Annotated in this window: 13 protein-coding genes; 11 read left to right on the top strand and 2 right to left on the bottom strand. The window is 36.1% G+C overall.

Going from position 1 to position 18,012, the window contains the following annotated elements; genetic code table 11:
* Positions 1–228: 228 nt before the first annotated feature.
* Positions 229–1,617: an MAC/perforin domain-containing protein gene (locus AB1278_RS03215; protein WP_202841578.1), complete on the bottom strand. Its 1,389-nt coding sequence runs from the start codon at positions 1,615–1,617 to the stop codon at positions 229–231.
* A 444-nt stretch (positions 1,618–2,061) separates the two neighbouring features.
* Between AB1278_RS03215 and AB1278_RS03210 the strand changes: the two genes are divergently transcribed.
* The 3 genes from AB1278_RS03210 (at position 2,062) to AB1278_RS03200 (ending at position 5,311) form a co-directional block, all read left to right on the top strand.
* The gene (locus AB1278_RS03210) at positions 2,062–2,661 is read left to right on the top strand and encodes a hypothetical protein (RefSeq protein WP_429812397.1); all 600 of its coding nucleotides are present in this window, start codon (positions 2,062–2,064) and stop codon (positions 2,659–2,661) included.
* A gap of 135 nt (positions 2,662–2,796) precedes the next feature.
* Positions 2,797–4,305, top strand: coding sequence for a glutamate--tRNA ligase (gene gltX / locus AB1278_RS03205; protein ID WP_137905666.1), 1,509 nt, complete (start codon positions 2,797–2,799; stop codon positions 4,303–4,305).
* Positions 4,306–4,354: 49 nt separating this feature from the next.
* Positions 4,355–5,311 carry an acetyl-CoA carboxylase carboxyltransferase subunit alpha gene (locus tag AB1278_RS03200; RefSeq protein ID WP_343643381.1) on the top strand — a complete coding sequence of 319 codons (957 nt, stop codon included), beginning with the start codon at positions 4,355–4,357 and terminating at the stop codon, positions 5,309–5,311.
* Between the two features lie 58 nt (positions 5,312–5,369).
* On the opposite strand, the gene AB1278_RS03195 is transcribed toward AB1278_RS03200, so the two are convergent.
* A complete protein-coding gene (locus AB1278_RS03195; RefSeq protein ID WP_343643382.1) occupies positions 5,370–6,134 on the bottom strand; it encodes a DUF6759 domain-containing protein in 765 nt (254 codons plus the stop codon).
* Between the two features lie 143 nt (positions 6,135–6,277).
* Here AB1278_RS03195 and tsf point away from each other — a divergent pair, with 143 nt between their 5' ends.
* The 8 genes from tsf to AB1278_RS03155 all read left to right on the top strand — a co-directional run bounded on the left by tsf (position 6,278) and on the right by AB1278_RS03155 (position 17,831).
* The gene (gene tsf / locus AB1278_RS03190) at positions 6,278–7,102 is read left to right on the top strand and encodes a translation elongation factor Ts (protein ID WP_034692936.1); all 825 of its coding nucleotides are present in this window, start codon (positions 6,278–6,280) and stop codon (positions 7,100–7,102) included.
* A 298-nt stretch (positions 7,103–7,400) separates the two neighbouring features.
* A complete protein-coding gene (locus tag AB1278_RS03185; RefSeq protein WP_411413347.1) occupies positions 7,401–10,232 on the top strand; it encodes a gliding motility-associated C-terminal domain-containing protein in 2,832 nt (943 codons plus the stop codon).
* 223 nt (positions 10,233–10,455) lie between these two features.
* Positions 10,456–13,854 carry a T9SS type B sorting domain-containing protein gene (locus AB1278_RS03180; protein WP_429812392.1) on the top strand — a complete coding sequence of 1,133 codons (3,399 nt, stop codon included), beginning with the start codon at positions 10,456–10,458 and terminating at the stop codon, positions 13,852–13,854.
* 202 nt (positions 13,855–14,056) lie between these two features.
* On the top strand, positions 14,057–14,851 hold the full coding sequence (locus AB1278_RS03175; RefSeq protein WP_429812389.1) for a hypothetical protein: 795 nt from the start codon (positions 14,057–14,059) through the stop codon (positions 14,849–14,851).
* A gap of 289 nt (positions 14,852–15,140) precedes the next feature.
* Positions 15,141–15,905: a DUF6759 domain-containing protein gene (locus tag AB1278_RS03170; protein WP_202841584.1), complete on the top strand. Its 765-nt coding sequence runs from the start codon at positions 15,141–15,143 to the stop codon at positions 15,903–15,905.
* Positions 15,906–16,001: 96 nt separating this feature from the next.
* Positions 16,002–16,679 carry a tRNA (guanosine(46)-N7)-methyltransferase TrmB gene (trmB, locus tag AB1278_RS03165; RefSeq protein WP_202841586.1) on the top strand — a complete coding sequence of 226 codons (678 nt, stop codon included), beginning with the start codon at positions 16,002–16,004 and terminating at the stop codon, positions 16,677–16,679.
* A gap of 15 nt (positions 16,680–16,694) precedes the next feature.
* Complete coding sequence (locus AB1278_RS03160; protein ID WP_202841587.1) at positions 16,695–17,387, top strand: DUF6759 domain-containing protein; 693 nt, start codon at positions 16,695–16,697, stop codon at positions 17,385–17,387.
* Between the two features lie 6 nt (positions 17,388–17,393).
* The gene (locus AB1278_RS03155; RefSeq protein ID WP_202841588.1) at positions 17,394–17,831 is read left to right on the top strand and encodes a DUF6759 domain-containing protein; all 438 of its coding nucleotides are present in this window, start codon (positions 17,394–17,396) and stop codon (positions 17,829–17,831) included.
* Positions 17,832–18,012 lie beyond the last annotated feature (181 nt).

Below are 18,012 nucleotides of genomic sequence, written 5' to 3'. Positions count from 1 at the left end.
TAGTTGTAAAAGAAAAAATCCAACATCAATTTAACATTTGCTTAAGTCCATATATGTACACCCTGGAAAAGGAATAATTAACAGCACATTATTATAATCAATGAAAATGAATACAAACAGTAAGGCAGTACTATCTTTTAATGGTAAAAAAATATATCATATTATTTATCATTAAAAACCGTCTCAAAACTGAGACGGCTTGTAGTTATAGAATATCAATATTTTTAATTAATAAGCATAGAATTCAATTCCCTCCTTAATATAACCTGAAGGTGTTACGCTGGATCTTGAATAATAATGATCTTTACCGTTCCAATATTGGTAGATAGGAACTGTATTAGGCTGCTGAGTAGCAAAAGCATTAAACTCGATTCCTTCATCTACATATCCCGGATAATATCCCGGAGTTTTTGTATAGTAATGATCTTTACCATTCCAGTATCTGTAGATAGGAACTGTATTGGGAGCTTTGTACAAGAATGCGTGAAACTCTGTTCCTTCAAAAGAATATCCGCTGTAGCTTCCAGCAATTTTTGTATAGTAATGATCTACTCCGTTATAATATCTGTAAATTGGAATGGTGTTAAATTCTAAATACACCTTATTATCAATCAGATATTGATCTACATAGGCTTTAAGCTGAGCTTTTTTAGCAGGGTCTTTTACAAAGTCATAAATAATAATCAACCCGTTGCTTCCAAAGTCAACCAAAACAGAATTATTTACATTTGAGCTGTTCTGCCAATTGGAAATATTAACTTTAGTATTGGTCTGATCTAGGTTCAAATCTCCTACTAAGCCTTTTGAAGGATCCCCGCCTCTGGTTTTGTAAGTCAACTTTTTAGAAAAATTCATGTGGTATTCAGAAGTATTCACATCATTATCCACATTCACATTAAAAATATTCAGCATTCCTGCCTTTATTCCGATTCTGGCTGCCTTATCACGAGTCTGGCTCGTTGTTTCAGACTGGAATAAAATATCAAGTTTTGCTCCTGTATAAATATCCGTCATTACGTGAGTTCCATAATCCTGAACAATCTGCTGCGGAGTTTTTGTCTGTAAATCCTGAGCAAATTCAGGAGTTATATAATCACCCAGCATATCGGTAGTAGCATTGAATCTTACTCTTTTCTGTTTGATCGTAAGGTTATAACTTCCGTAGATATATTTTGCATCAAACTTATTGTTGGTTGTTACCGCTGAGCCAAAACCTACAGAAAGTATTTTTTTAAACAGTGGAAAATTAACTGTTGCATCCACTTTGGTTGAAACCATTTTAGAGTAAGCCTCAGCATTTTCACCATAATCTTCGGAGTACTCCTGAGAGTTTGTGTTTTCGCTGATTAATCTGTTGGCTTGCTCCAATTTAAAACGATCAATATCAACCACCTTAAAACCGGCAGCTGTTGCATTGGCATATTCACCGGTAACATTATAACCATGTCCCAGAACATCATAAATTCCGTCTCCCGCAAATTTGGAAGCAGATAAGCGATTATTAGCTTTTACCGCAGGGCTTTCAGGGGTTGTCTCGCTATTCAGTTCTTCCGTTGAACATGAACTCATAAAAAGCATCAGCAGACTACTGAAGCAAAATAAAATTTGTTTTTTCATAGATTATTTAAAAGTTTCAGCAAATATAATATTCATCATCAAGTGAAAAAAATAAACACCTAATGATTTATATCAATATTAAGTGAATTTAATAATTATTTAAATAATACTGAAAACGGGTTTAATTATAAACAGAAAATGAGATCTTAGTTCGTAAAATAAATTACCATTCTCAAAATAGGAAATTTTATTAAATAATTAATTGAGATATGCGGTATCTATACAAAATAAATAGTTTACATTAAAAACTAAACTTATGTGATATTATAATCATAGTGTAAATTTTTATTAAAATAATATTAACAACACAAATAATCACTATATTAAGAATTAAAAATACTCGAAAACCCCTTATATTTATAAGATATATCTAAAATACTAATGCTAAATTAATCACAATTAAAAGAAATAAATCTTATATTTGTTTCTATAAAAAATTAAAAAATGCAAAAATTTTTAAAAATTTCTACCTTAGCCTTCGCTACATTAGCTATTACCTCATGTTCACGAGAAAACGATTCATTGACAGAGCAACCACCTATACAAACTGTCGAAAAAATGAACGTTCAGGAGAGGATTTCATTGACGAAGACGGAGGTACTTGCTGAAAGCCAAAGAATGTCAGGCCTTAGTGCCGGGCAATCCTTAGTTTTAAAATATGGAAATGTAAACTTACATTTGGATATGCAATTTGATTCTAATTTAGTGCTCTATGCAAGTCCCATTAATTATTGGGGACCGGTACCTTATCCAGTAAAATGGGCTTCAAATACAGATTTTGGAACCGGATTATACCAACCTTATTTATCAGCTCAAAGCGATGGTAATTTGGTATTATACAAGGCGCAGCCCTATGTAGCAGGAAACGCTATCTGGGCAACAAATACAGATTCGGAATCAGTATCAAATCCAGGATTTAAACTTCAAATCATAAAAAAAACCAATGCAATAACCGGGACTAAATATTATGCAACTTTTATTCTTGAAGGAAACAATTATGAAAGGCACGAAATTGCCGTAGAAGAAATTACAGATATCTACTAAATAAAAACTTTCATCATATAAAAATACTATCTGTTTTTCAGATAGTATTTTTTATTATCACAATTCAAACTTTATCCTATGAAACAATTTATTTTTCAAGTTACTTTAAGTAAATTTGCAAAAATTAAAATTGAAATGGAGAAAGTAAGAGTACGTTTTGCTCCAAGTCCTACAGGACCATTACATTTGGGAGGCGTAAGAACCGCATTATATGATTATCTTTTTGCTAAAAATCAAGGGGGAGAATTTGTATTGAGAATTGAAGATACAGACACGGCCAGATATGTAGAAGGAGCTGAAGAATATATTGAAGAAGCTTTAGAATGGTGCGGAATCATTCCTGATGAAAGTCCAAAGAAAGGAGGAAAATTTGCTCCTTACAGACAGTCTGAAAGAAGAGACATCTACGACAGATATACTGAGCAGATCCTGAAAACAGATTATGCTTACATTGCCTTTGATACGGCTGAAGAACTGGATGCAATGCGTGCAGAATATGAAGCGAAAGGTGATGTTTTCTCTTATGATAATAAAACAAGAAACCGTTTAAGAAACAGCCTTGCCCTTTCTGAAGAAGAGGTTCAAAGGTTATTAGACGAAAAGACGCCTTATGTAGTACGGTTTAAAATGCCTGTTGACAGAGTATTAAATCTTGAAGATATTATTCGTGGAAAATTTTCAGTCAATACCAATACTTTAGATGATAAAGTTCTGGTAAAGAATGACGGAATGCCAACGTATCATTTTGCCAATATTATTGATGACCATGAAATGGAAATCTCCCACGTGATCCGTGGAGAAGAATGGCTTCCATCTTTAGGACTTCACACTTTATTATACGAAGCAATGCAGTGGGAAGCACCACAGTTTGCCCACCTTTCTTTAATCTTAAAACCTGAAGGAAAAGGGAAGTTAAGCAAAAGAGACGGAGATAAATTCGGATTCCCGGTGTTCCCGCTTGATTTCAAAGATCCTGCTACCGGTGTGATTTCTAAGGGATACAGAGAAAACGGATATCTTCCTGATGCTTTCATTAATATGGTTGCATTATTAGGATGGTCTCCTGCAGATGATAAAGAAATACTTCCTCTGGATGAAATGATCAGGGAATTTGATCTTCATAAAGTACATAAAGCGGGCGCAAGATTCAGCAAAGAAAAATCTGAGTGGTTCAACCATCAGTATATTCAGATGAAGTCTGATGAAGAGCTTCTTCAAATCCTGAAAAACACAGATCTTGATCTTTCCGGTGTATCTGATGAAAAACTGTTGAAAGTAATTCATCTGATGAAAGAAAGAGCCACTTTCCCGAAAGATATCTATGAAAACGGCAAATTCTTCTTCGAAGCTCCTGCTTCGTATGATGAAAAAGCATCAAAAAAAGCATGGAATGAAGAAACATCGGCAATTTTAGGTGAATTGGCGACTGCTTTTGAAACGACAGACTTTGTGGCTGAGACATTAAAGCAGACCATGCATGATTTCGCGGAAAACAAAGGATTAGGAATGGGTAAAGTAATGATGCCGTTACGATTATCTTTAGTAGGAGAATTGAAAGGACCGGACGTTCCGGATATTCTGGAAATCCTTGGTAAAGAGGAAAGTATCTCCAGAATAAACAATGCTGTAAATAATTTTAAATAGAATAACCATAATTTTTCATACATTTGAAAGATTTAATTTACTTCAAGAAATGGAATATTTAAGTTTCGAACTTCCTATCAAAGAATTGATGGATCAATACCAGACGTGTTCTTTAGTAGGAGAAGAAAGTGGTGTTGATGTAAAATTAGCATGCAGCCAGATTGAGGATAAGATTTTAGAAAAGAAAAAAGAAATCTATGGAAATCTTACACCTTGGCAAAGAGTACAACTGTCCCGTCATCCGGATCGTCCTTATACATTGGATTATATTAACGGAATGGCAGACAAAGGCAGTTTCTTAGAACTTCATGGAGACAGAAATTTCGCTGATGATCCGGCAATGATTGGAGGATTGATTACCCTTGATGGTCATAAAGTAATGATCATAGGGACTCAAAAAGGAAGAACGACCAAAGAAAGACAGCACAGAAGATTTGGGATGCCAAATCCGGAAGGATACAGAAAAGCTTTAAGATTAATGAAGCTTGCTGAAAAGTTCAATATCCCTGTAGTAACTTTAGTAGATACACCGGGAGCTTATCCAGGGCTGGAAGCTGAAGAAAGAGGACAAGGTGAAGCTATTGCAAGAAATATTTTTGAAATGGTTCAGCTGAAAACTCCAATCTTCACGTACATCATCGGAGAAGGTGCCAGTGGTGGAGCATTAGGAATAGGTGTAGGAAATAAGGTATATATGTTGGAAAACACATGGTATACAGTAATTGCACCGGAAAGCTGCTCTTCTATCTTATGGAGAAACTGGGATCACAAAGAAGATGCAGCCAATGCATTAAATCTTACTCCGGCAGATGCCTTAAGAGAAAATTTCATTGATGGTATCATTGAGGAACCGCTTGGAGGTGCTCATTATGATCAGGAAACAACCTATCTGAACCTGAAAAATTCAATTTTACAAAATATCAAAGCTTTTTCCAAATTTACAGGACAGGAGCTTGAAACCCAGAGACAGGACAAATTCATTGCAATGGGCCAGTTCAAAGGATAAAAAATAAAAAAGGTTAAGAATTTTTTCTTAACCTTTTTTATTTAGTTTTCTTCTGTTTCTATTCTGCAACATTCAGTGCAATTTCAATATCCTGGGTGATTTTCTTCAAAGAAGAATATTTGGCATCACAAACCATTGTTGTCAGCACGTATTCCCCTTTATCTACCAGAATAAAATTTTCTCCTTTGGCAGGTACACTGAGATTATAATATTTTTTACCACTTATCTTTACAATAAGATTGCAGGTGGATCTGTTTTTAATATTGATATATGCTTCGTTTTTATTAATATCATTATTAAAAAGGTGGGTAAGCATTGCTGCTGTTCTTTTATTTTCTTCACTGGGTCCTGCTTTAGAATTACCGGCATTTTTTGCAGAACTCACTGATGCAAAGGTAGTTGTTCTTCTTTCTTCTTTTAAAGCTTCTATAGCAGCTGCTGTATTATTAGAGACAGGTTTTCCATTAGCTGTATATGTTTTTTTTGCGGCCATCGTCTTTCCGCTGTTCAATTCATTATTTTTAACGATATTTTCAATTTTTTCTTTGCTGATTGGTTTTATGGTAGGTTTTGCTTCCGGAGAATTCCCTGCCATGATAATATCAATCAGTTTTCTCTTAAAATAGTCTGTTTTAGCATGTCCGGGATTCTGCTTCAAAAAGCCGGCAATTACCCTTGCCTCTTTTGAGATCTCGGCTTCCTGTTCGGTATAGATGATTACAGTTTCTTTTTCAACAACTGCTTTAGATTTTGTTTTTTTCTTTTTTTGAGAAAAACCTAGTGCAAAAATGCATATAAATAGAAGGAAGAAGATTTTTTTCATTAATCAAACCTTTAAAATAGTATTAAATATATTAATAACGTGAAAAGTCATTTTTTAGTTTATCATTAAAATCATTATCTTTGCACTGCTCTAAAATTAAGCTAAAAATTAATACTAATCTTAAATAAAAAATAATAGATATTATGTCTTATACACCAGTTGCTGCAGATGTAGCTAAATTAAGAAACCAAACAGGTGCAGGTATGATGGACTGCAAGAAAGCTCTAGTTGAAGCTGAAGGAGACTTCGAAAAAGCAGTAGATATCCTTAGAAAAAAAGGACAAAAAGTTGCTGCTAACAGAGCAGACAGAGAGTCTACTGAAGGGGCAGTAATCGCAAGAGTAAACGAAGACAACACTTTAGGTGCTGTAATTTCTTTAAATTGTGAGACTGACTTCGTTGCTAAAAACGAAGCATTCGTTGAGCTAGCTTACGAATTAGCTGAAATGGCAATCTTTGCTGCTACTAAAGAAGAGCTTTTAGCTACAGATTTCCACGGAATCACTGTTGCTGAGAAATTAGTTGAGCAAACAGGAGTTATCGGTGAGAAAATTGAGATCGGATCTTTCGAAAGAATCCAGGGAGATTTCTTAGGAGCTTACATCCACGCTGGAAACAAAATTGCTGCAATCACTTCCCTATCTGCAAAAGTAGACGGAGCTGAAGAAGCTGCTAAAGCTGTTTCTATGCAGGTTGCTGCAATGAACCCAATTGCTCTTGACGAAACTGCGGTTTCTCAGGAAACTATCGACAGAGAGTTGGAAATCGAAAGACACAAACTTACTGAAGAAGGTAAGCCTGCCAACATTATCGACAACATCCTTAAAGGTAAAATGCAGAGATTCTACAAAGACAACACTTTGGTACACCAGGATTTCATTAAAGACGGAAGTATCTCAGTTGCTGATTATGTAAAATCTGTAAACGCAGACTTAAAAGTAACAGGATTTGTAAGAGTAAGCTTATAAGCTGACTTTTTCAAAAAATATAGAATCCCGGTGAAAATTTCACCGGGATTTTTTGTTAACATTATTTATACCCATCTGTACAATAAACATTTAAAAAAATTAACAAATATAAATAATTCACACATTAAAGAATTAATTAACGATAATCAGAAAGATTAAGCCCAACAGCTATTACCAGTTTCATACCCAAGGAGGCTTTTAATTAAAAATAGAAGACTTTTATTTAACATTTATTTAAATTTTATTAAAAGTATTTCATTTTTTATTTTATTTTTGTAGAAATCCTAATTCCATACTCATGAAAAGATTTCTACTCAGTTTGGTATTAATTTTTTTGACAATTAATACACTCTTTGCACAAAGGGATACCGAGCACTGGATAGCTCCCTATTACGACAGTGTTGGCGGCAACAGCTATGTCAACATGCTCTATCTTTCCACAGACTCTCCAACTCCCGTTGATGTAACCATTTACAATAATAATGCTCCAGTAACCACCGTTACAATCAGTAAAGGTAGCCCGCAGACTTATAAAGTTACCAACAGTCTTATTTCTGCTACCACTACTACTGACGCATTTGTTGTGGGTAATAAGGGATTGTATTTAAAAGCAGCCAAGCCTTTTTACTGCAGCTTAAGACTGGCTCAGAGTGTTCACGGGGAAGTAATAACCAGTAAAGGAAAAGCCGGAATTGGAAAAACATTTTTCGTGGCTGCCGCTCCCAACACCAATACCAGCAGTATTCAGAATTTTACGGCAGGTGTCCTTGCTACCGAAGACAATACCAATGTAACCGTATCATGGAATCCTACTGCCGGAGTTGTTTTTATTAATGGAAATCCTACTGGAAATACTCAGACTTTCACTTTACAAAAAGGACAATCTTTCATTCTTGCAGGATCCGGTTCTCAGTCCGGAAATAAAACAGGCTTTATCGGTGCCAAAATTGTTTCTGATAAGCCTGTAACGTTGACTAATGGAAGCTGTAATGCCAACTTCTCTGCTTCAACAACAGGAAGTGATCCGGTTCTCGATCAATCTGTTCCGGTTGACAGACTTGGGAATACTTTTGCCATGGTAAAAACAAGATCTACTCAACCTTCCTTAAATATGGAGGGAGGTCTTATTGTTGCTACCGAAGATAATACTGAAGTATATTTAAACGGCGGAGGTACTGCTGTTGCAACACTTGCTGCCGGAGAATGGTACAGAATTAACGAAACCAGCTATGTTGCTCAGGGCACATCAGGACATTCAAATATGTTCATTTCCACCACCAAAAATGTATATTTATACCAGTTTATCGGAGTTTTGCAAAGTGATGCTACCAATGGATTCAACTATATCCCGCCATTAAACTGTTTCCTTCCAAGAAAAATTGATGAAATCGGGAAGATTAATGAAATGCCACTTGGAGTGGGAGGAGCCAGCTCTACTCCCAGTGATCTGGTAGTAAAATTAAACATTCTAACAGAGGCTGGTGCTACTGTAATGTTGAATGACGCGCCTCTTCTCCCTGAAGCAGGTCCTTATCCCCTTGCAGGAAATGCCAACTGGGTAACGTATGCCATCAACAGTGTAACCGGAAATATTAAGATTACGTCTACAAAAGCTGTAACAGCAGGTATCAACGGAGGATATAGCTCTGCAGGATACGGTGGTTACTTTGCAGGATTCTCTTCAATCCCTGTTATTGCAAAAAAAACAGGTGAATGTGTTCCGGGAATCGTTCTTGAAGTAGATGATGGATATGAAACCTACCAGTGGTTCCGTGACGGAGTTGCCATTCCGGGTGCTACCAGCTATACCTACACACCTACACAATCAGGAAATTACACCGTAAAAGTAACTATGGGAACTTGTCCTCCTGTGACAACTCCGATTTATAAAGTACAAAACTGTTTAAAAGAAACCACACAGGCTCTTAATGCTTGTTCTACTAAAATTATTACCCCGACATTTACTTCTTCCACTCAGACTGTGGTTCCAAGTACGGTAGTAATTTTGACTCCTCCTACCAAAGGAACAGCCGTGGTTAATCCAAACGGAACGATCACTTATACCCCTAATCCGGGATATCTGGGACCAGACAAAATCGTTTATAAATTCTGCGGAAACTCAGTTGAGTTTACAGATTGCGAACAGGTAACCTTAAACCTTACTGTAGTACCATTCATTGTAACGGATACTTCTATTAAGGCTTGCTGGTATGATGTAGATCCTTATGCTTATTTTGACCTTACCAAAGCAAAGGTAACAGATTATAATGCTGTTACAAAAAAATATTATCGTACTCTGAATGACCTTACTGCAGGTATCAATGCAATCACAACACCAGAAAATTTCCCTTCAACAGGAGGATTTGTATATGTGAAAGTAACTACTGCTGAAGGATGTACGGCAAATGCCAAAATTGAATTAATTGTACTTCCAATTAAAAAGTCTCCGGTCCTTGTAGATCAGTACATCTGTATGGATGCTAAAACTAACCTGGATGCTGGTCCTGGATATGATTCATATCTATGGAGCACAGGAGCTACCACATCAGGTATCAGAGATATAGGTGTTGGGGAATACACCGTAATCCTTGGTAAGAACGGATGCTTCCTTACCCAGACTGTAAAAGTTAAAAAAGTGGAAGATCCGGTAATCCAAACTATTGAAATCAACAACAATACAGCTACTGTCATTGTAAGCGGTGGTAAAGCACCTTTCAAATATGCGGTTGATGGAACTGCTAACTGGCAGGATTCAAATACCTTCACAGGTTTAACAAGAGGTCAGCACACATTCTATGTAAAAGATTTTTATGACTGTACGCCTATTGCTGTAGAAGTCACAATTCCTAATCTGCTCAATGCAATTACCCCTAACGGAGATAATGTAAATGATTATATAGATTACAGCGAACTGGCTTATAAGGAAAATCTGAGCTTTGTAGTGTATGACAGATACGGAAACATGGTGTTTACCGGAAACCGATTCAACAACTACAGATGGGATGGAAAACATTTTGATAAAAAGCTGGGAACAGGAACATACTGGTACCATATCAGCTGGAATGAATCCAACAAAGAAAAGACTCCAATAAAATATACAGGTTGGATTCTGGTTAAAAACAGAGAGTAATAATTAGTTTAAAACTATATTGAATAAGCCGCGATCGTCTGATCACGGCTTATTTTTATTAATCTTTCCCAGTAAATTTATCTGATAATTATGTTAAAAACAGAAAAAAAATAATACAAACTTAAACTCTTCTTAATCACTATTTCAAAATCATATTTTTTTGTTCTATTTTCAATAATTTAATACTTTTTATCACTAAATTTGCTACAAAGACCACCGCTGAATGAAAAAAATTTTATCTTTTTTGTTTATGCTTTGCATATTCACCTCTGCTTTTGCCCAATTGGACCGGGAGCATTGGTTTGCTCCAATGATAGATAGAACGGGCGCTCCCAATCCTTATCAAAAACTGTATTTATCTACCAACAGAACAACTCCTTTTCCTGTAAATATTTATAACAATAATATTTTAATCGGGACAGTAAATATCAGTAAAAATAATCCCCAGAAGTTTGATGTATTAAGGGATTATATTATTACCAAGCTGCAGGGAGATTTATTTACCCCAACAACTAAGGGATTATATCTTAAGGCTGAATTTCCTTTTTATGCCAATTTAAGGTTTTCAGTATTTAATCATGCAGAAATCATTACTTCCAAAGGAATTTCTTCCACAGGACTAAAGTTTTACGCTGCTGCTGCTCCTATTACTGTGAGCAACTCCATTCTGAATTTCATGACCAGCATACTGGCAACTGAAGACAACACCATTGTTACTGTTTCCGGCTACAGTCCTACTGTACAATTTTCAAATGGAATGACAGGAGCCGCCAACCCGACGATGACATTTACCTTAAATAAAGGGCAGTCTTATATTATTGACGGAATCGGCAACATAGCAGGCAACTTTAATGGCTTCATTGGCGCAAAGATTACTTCGAATAGACCTGTGAACGTAACCAATGGAAACTTTAACGGTCAATATGCAGGAAATTATCCAGTTAGTTCAGATATTTTAATGGATCAGGCAGTACCTGTCAACAGACTTGGAAATGAATTTGCCATTGTAAAAGGAAGCGGACCGATTGGTACCCGTACAGAAGGGGTCATTGTAATTGCTACTGAAGACAATACTCAGATCTTTGTCAATAATGAAATCCTTCCTGTAGCAAACATCAATGCAGGAAAATATTTCATTATTCCCGACTCCAAATACATCCTTCAGGGAAATGGTCATTATAATTTATATCTCAAAACATCTAAAAATGCTTACGTCTATCAGATTTTAGCTGGAGATTCAAATGCAGGAAGTGAAGTATTTACCGGGGGATTCAATTTTATTCCCGCGTTAAACTGCTATCTTCCCAAGCAGATTAATGAACTAGGGCTTATTAATGAAAATTTTGTCCATTCCAACGGCCACCCCGGAGGTATTCTGAATATCACCACAAAGTTGAATATTATTACAGAAAGAGGAGCTAACGTTACAGTTAACGGTACAAATCCTCCTGCAATAACAGGTCCTTACAATATGACAGGCACAACGAATTGGGTTACCTATGGTATTCCCAATGTGACAGGTACTATTACCGTAGTATCAGACAAGGCAATAATGGCTGGAATTACTGCCGGAAGTGATGCCGTAGGATACGGAGGTTTTTTTGCAGGCTTTCCTACGCAGCCAGTTATTTTACAATCTGGAGGCGGCTGTATTCCAGGAATGGTTCTTACCGTAGATCCTTTAATTTATGATACCTACCAATGGTACAGAAACGGGGTTATTGTTCCGGGAGCTACCACTTCGTCCATCACCCCTACTTTACCGGGATATTACACATGCTCTGTAACTATGGGAAGTTGCGCGCCCTTGGTTACTGAACAATTTAAAGTTCTGAACTGTACAAAACTTACCAATACATCCTATAATGTATGTAATGCTAAAACCATAGCTCCTGGATTCAGTAGTTCATCACAGACTCCTAACCCAAGCACTGTAGCTGTTACGACAGCACCTTCATTAGGCACAGCTGTTGTAAACCCATCTACCGGTAGCATTACTTATACGGTAAATACTTTGGGTACATCAGGGACAGATACATTCACTTATACATTCTGCGGAGATGATCCTGACTTCCCGGATTGCGAAACAGTCACTGTTACCCTGAATATTCAGGCTCTAACAGTAATGAATGCAACATTATTTGCCTGTGATATCAATGGACAGGGAACCTTCAATCTGACTACAGCAAATGTGACCAGCAATTCACCTGTTACCATTACTTATTACCCTACCCTTCTGGATGCTCAGAATGAAAATGCAGCGGCATTGATCACTAATACAACCGCCTATACCGCAACTAACGGAACAATCGTATACGCAGTTGTTAATGACCATATTGGCTGTAAAAATATTGCACAGATAACACTATCCCTTTTTAATAAAGCTATTGTACCGGATAACTACAATGGTGTTTTCTGTGATGATAATCTCGATGGAACAGTTACAGTCGCACTTTCCAATATAACCCCAATTGTACTTAACAATCCGAATTACTTTACTAATGTAAGATACTATGCCAGTCTTGCAGATGCCAATGCAGGAAACAACAATACCCTTCCAAACAGCTGGAGCTATACAGCCACCACTACCATTTACATCAGAGTAGATTCTCCTGACGGGTGCGCTTCTGTGATCAAACCTTTGCAATTCAGTATCGGAGCTAAAATACCATTAATTACAAAAACCGTTACAGAAAGTACCTGCGATGATGATCTGGACGGAATTAAAAGTGTCAATTTAACACAGTTTATTCCTCAGTTTACCCTGGATCCCAATGTAACTTACACTTTTCATGCAACTTTAGCAGATGCTCAGAATAATGTAAATGCGGTTTTATCCCCAGTGAATATTACTACTTCACAGACTTATTATATCCGTTTTGAAAAAAATGGAGTTTGTCCTGAAATAGGAACTCTGAAAATCAACATTAAAGTTCCTAAAAAATCAGATATTTTAACAGATAAAGCAATTTGCCCGAAAACCACTACCACACTTAATGCAGGACCAGAATTTGAAAAATACCTCTGGAGTACAGGAGCTACCACTTCCTCCATTACGAATGTTGCCCCTGGAAATTATTGGGTAGAGCTTACCTTTAATGGCTGTGTATACAAGCAATATGTAAATGTTACGGAACTGCCACTGCCTATAATAACCACTATTGAAATTGATGGAACAACTGTAAAAGTTGGGGCAAGCGGCGGTACACCTCCTTATGAATATTCTTTAGATGGAGTGGTATGGCAGAGTTCTAATGTTTTTTACAATGTACCAAGAGGAGCACACAATGTATTTGTAAGAGACTCTAAAATGTGTGAAGATGTTAAAAAGCCATTTGCCATTATTAATCTGATCAATACCATTACTCCGAATGGAGACGGCGTTAATGAAGTAATAGACTATTCTGCCTTAATGAATAATGATAATCTCGTATTCCGGATCTTTGACCGATATGGTGCAGAAGTTTTCAGAGGAACCCCTGAAAACAGATATATCTGGGACGGAAGAGTGGGCGGCAGATATGTTCCTACGGCTAATTACTGGTACTTTATCACCTGGACGGAATACGGCTCCAGCCTTATGATAAAATATACAAGCTGGCTGCTGGTAAAACACAGATAATACACAAAGCCGGAAGAAAGGACACCAGAAATTTAATTAATTCTTTCTTCCGGTTTTTTTATTGAAATCTCCCATTTTTGAATATATGGCAAGTTTCTAACACTCCTTAACAATTAAATCCCAAAGTTTAATATAACTTTAACCACTATTCTTTATCTAATTACACAAAATTGCTTTATTTCTATGTAATTTTGTGCATTATATGAAGAAACTGTTTACTCTACTGCTATTGGTTTTTCTGGCAAAAATTAATGCACAAATATATTCCGGGGAGGTATTTCTGAGAGACAACTCTATTTTATATCTCAATCAGGTGTATGTCACCAACCTGAATACACAAAAAACCGTTCTCACGGACTACAATGGTAATTTTAATATTCCTGCCAATATCGGGGACGTGATCCGGTTTACCTCTATTGTGACCGAAAGAAAAGACATCAAACTGACTCCTCAATCTATGGAGCAGAAAAATCTGGTTGAGCTCAAAATTGCGTATTACGAAATTCAGGAAATCGTTCTCAGCAGGTTTAAACCTACCGGAAATCTTCGGTATGATGTAAACTCCTTAAGAAAAGAAGACAAAGCATACGCTCTAAAAAAAGTAATTGGTCTTCCTGGACCAAAAGGTGACGGAACACCTCCGGAACTTCCTGTTGCCGGACTCCGTGATGGTGGGCTTACCTTCAGTCTGGAAAGCATCTATGATATTCTTTCCGGAGAAAGAAAGAAAAAACAGCGTTACCAGGCTTATGAAAGAATGAACAGTTCTATAGCACAGATTAAAAATTATCTGGGTAAAGATTATTTCACAAAATTTAAAATACCGGAAAACTTAATTGATAACTTTCTTCAGTTTGTGTATTCCTCAGAAAATATCCAGGCTTATGTTTTGGCGGGTAACTTTGAAGCAATAAAAGTCCCTATTGAAAAATATCTTCCTATTTATCAGAAAAGGTTAAGAAGCTCACATCTTCAGGAAGTTGTAGGCAGCAATTAATATTCAAAAGAATCATTTGAAATATTTTATACCTCATGTACGTTAACATGGGGTATTTTTTATTGAATGGCTGAAAAACAGCAATGATACTTCATTAGAGCAGCTACGCTATGGATTATTCAACTTTTAGAACATATTATTCTTTAATATTCAAAAATATGTTTAAATTTATCTCACAAACAAGTGTTTAAAATAAAAACACTGGTATTTCGTTATCAAAATAAAAACTAACCGATCCGTGAAAGCAAATTAAAAGAGAAACACCAAATTTCTAACTTAATATGAATTAATGAAAAAAGTACTTTTACTTCTTTGTTGTATGTTTTTCGTTACTATGTCTTCTCAAAAAAAAGGGAAAGACTACAGTGATATTTTGAAAAGTAAGAATATTTACGAGATCAATGCTTTTTTACGGGATGCCCATCCTGATGATCCCCGAAGGTCAGTTCTTAAACCAAGGGTCATGGAAATGATGAAAGAGTATATCAAAAATGCACATCCTGCTGATCAAAAAGTAAAAGATATGCAGGAAATGCTTGCTATGCTACGGAGAAGACCTTCTACCAAAATTACTTTTGATGAAATGAATGCCATCATCAAACAAAAGCAGATTGCAAAATATAAAGCTGAGCTTGCGGCAAAACAATCTACTACAGTGTATACACCCAGCACTGCTCAAAATACATATGTTGTAAATACTGCTGCCAATACTGCCGTTCCTAATACTGAAGCAGAAGAATTCAACATGCTGATGGCAGTGTCTCCTGTAGAACATAAAAACAGAACTGTAAAGATCCTGAATTCCTTATTTGATAATGATCCCAATACTAAAGAATGCATCGTTTTGATTCAAAATAAATCAGACTGTAATATTATTGTAAGAATGGAAGGTGTAGGAACTACCAAATACAGGCTGGCAGTTCCTGCTCAGGGTGAAGGTTCCATTGTGATAGATAAAGGGCAATATCTTTTCACCAGCCTTGTCTGCGGGGCTCAATATGCGTCACAAAAAACAATTGAAAGGCCAATTATGGTCGCTTTAGGAGGCCATTAACACAAACCAGGAACGAATGATCTCTGTGTCTTTTACGACCAAAAGACATAGAGACTCCATAAATTTTCACTATTTTTGCACTCATTTTATAACTCAATGGGCAAGAATAAATTAGCAAGATTTGCAGAAAACAAAATATTACCGAATGTCATTCAACCAACAAGAGAAGATGCTTTGAATGGTTTCGAACTTAAAGGAAAATGGAGAGAAAATTTCTTTAAAAATGACAATCCTATTATACTGGAGCTGGGTTGCGGAAAAGGAGAATATTCTGTAGGACTCGCAAAAACATTTCCTGAAAAAAACTTTATCGGGGTTGATATTAAAGGTGCAAGATTTTGGTTTGGCGCTAAAGAAGCTGTAGAAAACAACATGACTAATGTAGCTTTTCTGAGAACTCAGATCGAACTTGTAGATTATTTCTTTGCAGAAAATGAAGTAGATGAAATCTGGATTACATTCCCTGATCCGCAGATTAAATACAAAAGAACAAAACACAGATTAACACATCCGGATTTTTTAAACCGATATAAAAAGTTCCTGAAGCCAGGAGGTATTATCCACCTGAAAACCGATTCAGAATTCCTGCATGGGTATACGCTAGGATATTTACAGGGAGCAGGTTATGAGATCATTTCTGCTCATCATGATATCTATGGTGCCCCGGAATACGACCCAAATACGGAGCATTTGAGAGATATCAAAACGTATTATGAAGAGTTATTCTCAGCGAAAGGAAAAACTATAACTTACATCAAATTCCGGATAAGCTGATGAAATAAAAACCTGATGAAAAAAAATTTTTTAACGATTTTATTCTTCACTTTTCTTATTCCCGGCTTTACACAGGCTCAGAAAAGCAGTAAAGATATTCTAAAAAGCACGAATATTAAAGAAATTGAAGAATACCTAAAGAATGCACACCCTGATGATCCCAAAAGAACTGTGCTGAAGCCTAAGCTTATTGCTTTAAAAAACTCTGAATGGACAAAGGGAGCCCGTACTGCCAAACCTATGGAAGCAAGGCCTGTTATCTCCGACATCCCTAAAAGCATTATGAAAAACCCTAATTCAGATGATGCTGAAGAGTTTAAAAAACTTATCACAGAGACTTCTGCTGAACATAAAGAGAAAACAGTGAAGCTTCTGAATGCAATGTTCAATGAAGATATTACACGCAAGGAGGCTATACTCTTATTTAAAAATAATTCTGATTGTAATATTGTATTGAGAGTTGAGGGAAAAGACTTCTATAACCTCGCTGTTCCGGCCCACGGAGAAAATTTTATTGTGATCAATAAAGGTTCATACACGCTTAGTAGTAATATCTGTGATATAAAATATTTCTCCCAGAAAGATATTAAAAAAAGTATATTTGTAACGGTGGACAGCCCAAAAATGTCCGAAACGCAAGCCAGTGCAATCAAAAAGGATGAGGTTCAGAAAAACAAGCCATCAAACAAAAGAAAAATCAAAAAATAAAATAGTATGAAAAAACTATTAGTTTTTGCCGGAGTTTCAATAATCTTTGCCGGTTGTAATGTAAATTACGGCGGTTATCCGGGAAGAACCTCCTATCCTGCCGGTAATTCAACAGGCAACAGAGCCAATACAGAAAGAGAATATAATGAACTTATAAAGACCTACAAGCCGGAAACAGCTGAAGTTCTGAACGACCTTCTGAATAATGATGATCCGAAGAATCCCAGGACTTCTATTTCTGTAGAAAACAAATCTCCATGCAATATGGTGCTTACGGTAAGCGGGGGTAATTTCTTCAAGAAAATCCCCATTGGGGCAGGGAAAATTGGATATACCATGGTTCCGAAAAATCAAAATTACAGATTATCGGGTATTCTTTGCAACTCGGTATACCAGTCTACAAAGTTTATCACAACTTCTTATTCTATAAAACTTTCAAATTAAGATATAACCGGCAGAATTCTGCTGGTTTTTATTTTAATGAATATTCTGACCCTTTATTAAGGCCTGCAGAAACAAATACACTTAAAGCGGAGAAAACATAACATCAAAAATAAGAATCCAAAGAAATGATTTCTGATATAAATAAAAAAACGCTGGATCGAAATCCAGCGTTTTTCCTATA

Source organism: Chryseobacterium sp. NRRL B-14798 (genome assembly GCF_050470705.1).
GTDB lineage: Bacteria > Bacteroidota > Bacteroidia > Flavobacteriales > Weeksellaceae > Chryseobacterium > Chryseobacterium cupriresistens.
This window is presented reverse-complemented; position numbering and strand designations above follow the sequence as displayed.

Excerpts from the sequence above, each read along its gene's own strand:
- AB1278_RS03170 (WP_202841584.1), top strand. The coding sequence starts at position 15,141 with ATGAAAAAAGTACTTTTACTTCTTTGTTGTATGTTTTTCGTTACTATG.
- AB1278_RS03210 (WP_429812397.1), top strand. The coding sequence starts at position 2,062 with ATGCAAAAATTTTTAAAAATTTCTACCTTAGCCTTCGCTACATTAGCT.
- AB1278_RS03215 (WP_202841578.1), bottom strand. The coding sequence starts at position 1,617 with ATGAAAAAACAAATTTTATTTTGCTTCAGTAGTCTGCTGATGCTTTTT.
- gltX (WP_137905666.1), top strand. The coding sequence starts at position 2,797 with ATGGAGAAAGTAAGAGTACGTTTTGCTCCAAGTCCTACAGGACCATTA.
- AB1278_RS03155 (WP_202841588.1), top strand. The coding sequence starts at position 17,394 with ATGAAAAAACTATTAGTTTTTGCCGGAGTTTCAATAATCTTTGCCGGT.
- AB1278_RS03185 (WP_411413347.1), top strand. The coding sequence starts at position 7,401 with ATGAAAAGATTTCTACTCAGTTTGGTATTAATTTTTTTGACAATTAAT.
- tsf (WP_034692936.1), top strand. The coding sequence starts at position 6,278 with ATGTCTTATACACCAGTTGCTGCAGATGTAGCTAAATTAAGAAACCAA.
- AB1278_RS03180 (WP_429812392.1), top strand. The coding sequence starts at position 10,456 with ATGAAAAAAATTTTATCTTTTTTGTTTATGCTTTGCATATTCACCTCT.
- AB1278_RS03195 (WP_343643382.1), bottom strand. The coding sequence starts at position 6,134 with ATGAAAAAAATCTTCTTCCTTCTATTTATATGCATTTTTGCACTAGGT.
- AB1278_RS03175 (WP_429812389.1), top strand. The coding sequence starts at position 14,057 with ATGAAGAAACTGTTTACTCTACTGCTATTGGTTTTTCTGGCAAAAATT.
- trmB (WP_202841586.1), top strand. The coding sequence starts at position 16,002 with ATGGGCAAGAATAAATTAGCAAGATTTGCAGAAAACAAAATATTACCG.
- AB1278_RS03200 (WP_343643381.1), top strand. The coding sequence starts at position 4,355 with ATGGAATATTTAAGTTTCGAACTTCCTATCAAAGAATTGATGGATCAA.
- AB1278_RS03160 (WP_202841587.1), top strand. The coding sequence starts at position 16,695 with ATGAAAAAAAATTTTTTAACGATTTTATTCTTCACTTTTCTTATTCCC.